The following is a 6,265-nucleotide window of genomic DNA, read 5'->3' as shown; positions in this document are numbered from 1 at the left end:
GGGGCAGGCCGGGCGTCAGCGGCGGCGGGGTCCGCTGGTCGGCGCGGCCGCGGCCGTACTGGTCGCGCTGGTCGGGCTCGGTGCCGCTCTGGGCGCGGCGCGCCACACCGGCGAGAACCCGGCGGTCAAACTGCCCACCACCTCGCCGACTGTCGCGCCGAGCGGCCCGCAGGAGCTGCCGGCCGCGAACGAGCAGGTCTCCACCGGTGACCCCGGCCGGCCTGATCGGCCGCCTGTCCCGGGCAACTCCCCGTCCGCCTCGGTCTCCACCACGCCGAGCACGCAGCCCAGCCAGACGACCAGTTCACCGACTCCGACGGGGACGCCGACCGGGCCCACCGCGCCCACAGGTGGTCCGACCGGCGAACCGAGCACCCCGCCGACGTCGGCCACGCCCACGGCGACGGAGAGCACGCCGACCATTCCGGAGGGCGCGGGCGGCGAGTAATCCGCCGCCCGCCGCTCCTCGGCACAGTCCCACCAGCACCGATATCCCCAAAACGGACTTACGTCGCTGAAGACGCCTCTAGGCTCTCTGCAGGCCATTTCCACCAACTGCCGCAGGAGCCTGGGTGAGCGTTGACAAGCTGGTCGTGATTGGTCAGGGGTACGTCGGGCTGCCGCTGGCCCTGCGAGCCGTCGAAGCGGGGCTGGACGTGGTCGGCCTCGACGTCGACGCCGACCGGGTGAAGCGTCTCGCCTCCGGCGAGTCGTTCATCGAGGACATCCCGACCGACCGGCTGGGCCGGGCGTTGAGCAGCGGCCGGTACAACCCCAGCACGGAGTACTCCGACGCGGAGGGTTTCGACATCTGCGTCATCACCGTGCCGACCCCGCTGCGCGATGGCACTCCCGACCTGAGCTTCGTCGAGCAGGCCGGTATCGGCATCGCTCCGTACGTCCGGCCGGGTTGCACGGTCGTCCTGGAGTCCACCACGTACCCCGGCACCACGGAGGAGTTGCTGCGCCCGCTGTTGGAGTCGGCCAGTGGGCTGACCAGCCCGGGTGACTTCCACCTCGGTTACAGCCCGGAACGGATCGACCCGGGCAACCCGACCTGGAAGCTGGAGAACACCCCGAAGGTGGTCTCCGGGGTGGACCCGGCGTCGCTGGCCCGCGTGGACGAGTTCTACCAGCGCCTCGTGCACCGCACCGTCCCGGTGGACTCCACCCGGGTCGCCGAGTTGACCAAGCTGATCGAGAACACGTTCCGCCAGGTCAACATCGCGTTGATCAACGAGCTGACGATGCTCTCGCACCACCTCGACATCGACGTGTGGCAGGCGATCGACGCCGCCGAGACCAAACCGTTCGGCTTCCTGCCGTTCCGGCCCGGCCCCGGAGTGGGCGGGCACTGCCTGCCGATCGACCCGTGTTACCTGTCGTGGCAGGTCAAGCGCCGCCTCGGCCGGCAGTTCCGGTTCATCGAGCTGGCCAACGACATCAACCACGAGATGCCCGAGCACGTCGCGCAGCGGGTCATGGCGGGACTGAACCGGAAGGGCCGCTCCGTCAGCGGTGCCCGGCTGTTGCTGCTCGGACTGGCGTACAAGAAGAACACCGGCGACATGCGGGACTCCCCGGCGGTCGACGTGGCCCGCCGGTTGCAGGCGCTCGGGGCCGAGGTCCACGCGGTGGAGCCGTACGCCGAGCCGCACCAGATCCCGGCCGGGGTCACAGTGGTCGGGCTGTCCGAGCGGGAGGTGAGCGCCGCCGACGGGGTGGTGGTGGTCACCGACCACGACAGCTTCGACTACGACCTCGTGGTCCGGCACGCCAGCTACGTGTTCGACACCCGCAACCGGTGCGTCGGCCCGCTGGTCGAGCGCCTGTAGACCCGGCACCGCTGGCCGGTCCCGCCGGCGACAGGTGGCGGGACCGGCCAGCGGATGTCCGTCCGAGCAGCCGTCCCAGGTCACTGGTCGGCCAGCGCCTCGACGACCGGACGGGACAGCGCTCGACGGGCGGGCAACACGGAGGCGAGCAGGGCGGCCACCACCGCGACGGCGAGGGTCAGACCGAGCTGAGCGAGCGGCAGCACCACGTGGAAGTCCCCGCCGAGGCGGTCCAGCAAAGCCATCGCGGAGGCGCTGACGCCGGTGCCCAGCGCCACGCCGAGCACCGCGCCGACCAGCGCCATCAGCACCGCCTCCACGGCGAGTACGGCCCGCATGCGCCCTCGGCTGAGCCCGACCGCCCGCAGCACGGCGTTCTCCCTGGTCCGCTCGACCACCGACAGGCTCAGCGTGTTCGCCACGCCGACCAGTGCGATCACCACCGCCAAGCCGAGCAGCGCGGTGACGAAGACGAGCAGCATGTCGACGGTGCCGGTCAGCATCTTCTTGTACGCGCCCTGGTCCAACAGGTTCACCGTCGGGTAGCGGCCCAGCACCGTCTCGATCACCTCCCGGGCCTGCTCGGCGCTCACCCCGGCGGCGGGGTCGATCTCGGCCAGGAAACCGCGTTGGTCGGGGAAGAGCGCGGCGAAGTCCGCGTCGGCCATGTCGATGACGTGTCCGGTGGGCGCGCCGTCGCCGGACGTGTCGTCGGTGACCACGGCCGCCACCTGGAACGAGTGGCCTCGCACTGTCACCGGTGAGCCGACCTGCCAGCCGCGTGCCTGCGCCAACTCCCGGTGTACCAGCACCTGCCCCGGCCCGACCCGACCGGCGTCGCCGGCGAGCACCGCGCCCAGGGTCCGGCCGACGAGCGCCGGGTGGGCCGCGCGGATCTCGACGTCGGCGACGACAGTGCTGCGCTGCTCGTGCACGACACCCAACTCGGGTCGGGCGGTGAGCTCGTCGGCGAGCGCGGCCGGCAGGTTCTGACCGATACCGCTGACCACGAAGTCGGTGCCGATCTGGGCGTCCACGCTGCGTTCGATGCCGTCCTTGGTGCTGCGGGCGCCGACCATGAACGCCGACACCAGCCCGATCCCGATCACCAGGGCGGTGGCGCTCGCGGCGACCCGCCGCGGGTTGCGGGTCGTGTTGGCCACCGCCAGGTCGCCGGTCGCCCCGAGCACGCGGCGGGCCGGCCAGCCGAACACCCGGGCCAGGGCCGGAACGAGCACCGGCCCGAACAGGACGATCCCGAAGAAGGCCAGCACCCCGCCGGCCGCCACCAGCAGCAGTTGGCCCGCGCTGGCAGCGCCGATCAGCGCCGCGACACCGACGGCCAGGACCACGGCGCCGACGGCCAGCCGCACCCGACCAGCGGCGCGCGCGGGCTGCACCGCGGCGTCGGTCAGCGCGGCCACCGGGGCGACCCGGGTCCCCCGCCAGGCCGGGAGCAGAGCGGCGCACACGGTCAGCGCGGTGCCCAGGAGCAGTCCGGTGAGGACTGTCGAGCCGGTCACGGTCAGGCCGCCAGCGACCGGCGCGTCCAGTCGGGACATCAACAGTCGCATCCCGCCGGCGAGGACCACCCCGAGCAGCACACCGCACGCGGAGGCCACCAGCCCCAGCACCGCCGACTCCAGCACGGCGGCCCGGAAGACCTGGCCCCGCGTGGCCCCGACCAGGCGTAGCAGGGCGGTGCGCCGGGTGCGCTGCGCCAACACGATCGCGAACGTGTTGGCGATGACGAAACCGGCCACCACCACGGCGACCCCAACGAAGATCAACAGCAGCATCCGGAACTGGTCCACGTTGCGGACCGCGTCCTCGACGGCCTCGTCGAGGATCTGCTGACGGCACTTCACGACGGCCTCGCCGCCGATCACGGCGCGCAGCCGGTCGGTCAGCGCCGCGACGGAGGCGCCCGGCCGGGCCGCCACCAGAATCCGGCCGTACCCCCGCTCGCCGGTGAGGGCCAGGGCGTCCGGTCCGACCATGCCGACGAACGGGCCGCCGACATCACGGGCGGTGCCCGCCACGTCGACGGTGCCGACCAGGGTGTACGGGCGGGCCGGGCCGCTGGAGCCGCCGACGCGGACCGCGGCGCCGAGCGCGAAGCCCTCCGCGGCGACCGTCGGCGCGTCGAGCACCACCTCTCCGGCGCGGTCGGGCAACCGTCCGGCGACCACGTCGTACGAGCGCAGGGCGTCCTCGGTGGGGATCGCGACGAGCATGGTGAAGCCGAGCACCGGTCGACCGTCGACGCCGAGCACCCCGGCCGTGTTGGTCAGTTCACCGGCCGCCGCGGCCACCCCGTCGACCGCCCTCACCCGGTCGACCAGGGTCGGGGGCAACACCTCCCGGCCGGCCGAGTAGACACCCAGGTCGGTATGGCGGTCGAACGTGCCGGCCCGCTCGTACGTCCCGGCGCGCATCCCGTCGACGAAGATCATGGTGCCGGCGACGAACGCGACGCCGAGCACGACGGCCAGCGCGGAGAGCAGCATGCGCAGCGCTTCGGCGCGCAGCGAGCGCAGGGTCAGGCGGATCAAGCGGGGCTCCCGGTGCAGGTGGCGGATCGGACCCTTCCGACGCTATGACCGACGCCTGTCCGCCCGTCTCCACCTGCGCGCTCGACCCGTGTGCGCCCCGGGTCGCGCCGCGTCCGCCGGTCGCTACGACCCAGGTCGTACGCGGCGTCATCCGCCGGGTGTGACCAACCCGCTCTCGTACGCCAGGACCACCGCCTGAACCCGGTCGCGGAGCTGGAGTTTCGCCAGGATCCGCCCGACGTGTGTCTTCACCGTCGCCTCGGCCACGTGCACCCGGTTGGCGATCTCCGCGTTGGAGAGCCCCTGGGCGACCAGCAGCAGCACCTCCCGCTCCCGTTCGGTGAGCTGCGCGAGCCGAGGGTCGGCGGTCGGCGCGGTGCCGAGCTGCCCGGCGAAACGGTCCAGCAGCCGTCGGGTGATCGACGGGGCGACCACGGAGTCGCCCTGGGCGACCACCCGGATCGCGGCCAGCAGGTCCTCCGGTGGGACGTTCTTGAGCAGGAACCCACTCGCGCCGGCCTGCAGGGCCGCGAAGGCGTCGGCCTCCGTGTCGAAGGTGGTCAGGACCAGCACCCGGGGCGGGCCGGCGGGCCGGTCGGCGCAGAGCCGCCGGGTCGCCTCCACCCCGTCCATGGTCGGCATCCGGATGTCCATCACGACGACGTCGGCCTCGGTGCGGGCGAGCACCCGTAGGGCGTCGGCGCCGTCGATCGCCTCGCCGACCACCTTCAGGTCGGGCTGGGAGTCCAGCACCATGCGGAACCCGGCGCGGACCAGCGCCTGGTCGTCCACGATCACCACTCGGATCGTCATGCCGCGATCACCTCCGTTGCCGGCTCCGACGGTAGCGGTAGCCGCACCTCGACCTGCCAGCCCCCGACCGGCCGGGGGCCGGCGGTGAGGCTGCCGTCGTACACCGTCACCCGCTCCCGCATGCCCAGGAGACCGTGACCGCCCGACGGTGCCGGGCTGACCAGTGGGCGGCCCAGCCCGTTGTCGAGGATCCGGACCACGACGGCCTCGTCGCTGTAGGTCAGGACGACCTCGACGCTGGCGCCGACGCCGGCGTGCTTGAGCGCGTTGGTCAGCGCCTCCTGCACGACCCGGTAGACGGTCAGCTCCAATCCCGGGGGCAGCGCCGGAGGCGCCCCGGTGACGGTGCTGCGGATTCGCAGCCCGGCGTCGTCGAACCGGGCCAGCAGGTCCGGCAGCTCGGCCAGGGCCAGGCGGCGGTGCTCCGGGTCGGCGGCCACCACCAGGCCGTCGGACCCGTCCGCGATGCCCGGTCCGGCGTCGCGGAGGACGCCGACCAGGCGACGCATCTCCTCCAGGGCCTGCCGGCCGGTGTCCGCGACCACCTTCACGGCGGTGCGCGCCTGGGCGGGGTCACGGTCGAACATGAATCGGGCGCCGTCCGCCTGGACGATCATCACCGCCATGCTGTGGGCGACCACGTCGTGCAGTTCCCGCGCGATCCGGGTGCGTTCCTCGGCGACCGCCGCCCGGAACTCGGCCTCCCGTTCACGTTCCAGGGTCGTGGCCCGTTCCTCCAGGCTGAGCACGTAGAGCCGCCGGGTGCGCACGTTCAGCGCGACCAGCCACACCGCGCCGGTGACCAGGGCGTACCACAGCGCGGTGACCCACCACTGGATGACGCCGGGGGTCTGCGCGGCGGCCAGCAGCACGCCCACGGCGGCGACCGCGCCGGCCAGAACCCCGTCGCGGAGCCGCTCGCCGTACTTCACCACGCTGTAGAGCGCGATCAGGACGGCGACGTCGTAGACGAGTGGGCCCCACTCGGCGACCACCTGGACCAGGGCGAGCGCCGCGACCACCACGGTCACCGCGCTCGGGTGGGTACGGCGGAACAGCGGC

4 protein-coding genes and 1 pseudogene are annotated in these 6,265 nt (G+C 73.1%); 2 read left to right on the top strand and 3 right to left on the bottom strand.

Features of this window, described 5'->3' with window-relative positions; genetic code table 11:
• A pseudogene (locus ACWCO3_RS29845) lies at positions 1 to 448 on the top strand (serine/threonine protein kinase); the annotation flags it as partial.
• A 124-nt stretch (positions 449 to 572) separates the two neighbouring features.
• Positions 573 to 1,835, top strand: coding sequence for a nucleotide sugar dehydrogenase (locus ACWCO3_RS29840; RefSeq protein ID WP_450013212.1), 1,263 nt, complete (start codon positions 573 to 575; stop codon positions 1,833 to 1,835).
• A gap of 80 nt (positions 1,836 to 1,915) precedes the next feature.
• Here ACWCO3_RS29840 and ACWCO3_RS29835 read toward each other — a convergent pair whose 3' ends face one another.
• The 3 genes from ACWCO3_RS29835 to ACWCO3_RS29825 all read right to left on the bottom strand — a co-directional run.
• Complete coding sequence (locus ACWCO3_RS29835) at positions 1,916 to 4,390, bottom strand: ABC transporter permease (RefSeq protein ID WP_450013210.1); 2,475 nt, start codon at positions 4,388 to 4,390, stop codon at positions 1,916 to 1,918.
• A 147-nt stretch (positions 4,391 to 4,537) separates the two neighbouring features.
• On the bottom strand, positions 4,538 to 5,203 hold the full coding sequence (locus ACWCO3_RS29830) for a response regulator (protein WP_450013209.1): 666 nt from the start codon (positions 5,201 to 5,203) through the stop codon (positions 4,538 to 4,540).
• Positions 5,200 to 6,265, bottom strand: a 1,066-nt coding sequence (locus ACWCO3_RS29825) for a sensor histidine kinase (protein WP_450013207.1), incomplete at its 5' end; no start/stop codon positions are given. The genes ACWCO3_RS29825 and ACWCO3_RS29830, both read right to left, overlap by 4 nt.

It is taken from the genome of Micromonospora sp. NPDC002411 (assembly GCF_053592955.1).
The sequence above is the reverse complement of the archived record's forward strand: the minus strand, read 5'-3'. Positions and strand labels throughout refer to the sequence as shown.

Excerpts from the sequence above, each read along its gene's own strand:
- ACWCO3_RS29830 (WP_450013209.1), bottom strand. The coding sequence starts at position 5,203 with ATGACGATCCGAGTGGTGATCGTGGACGACCAGGCGCTGGTCCGCGCC.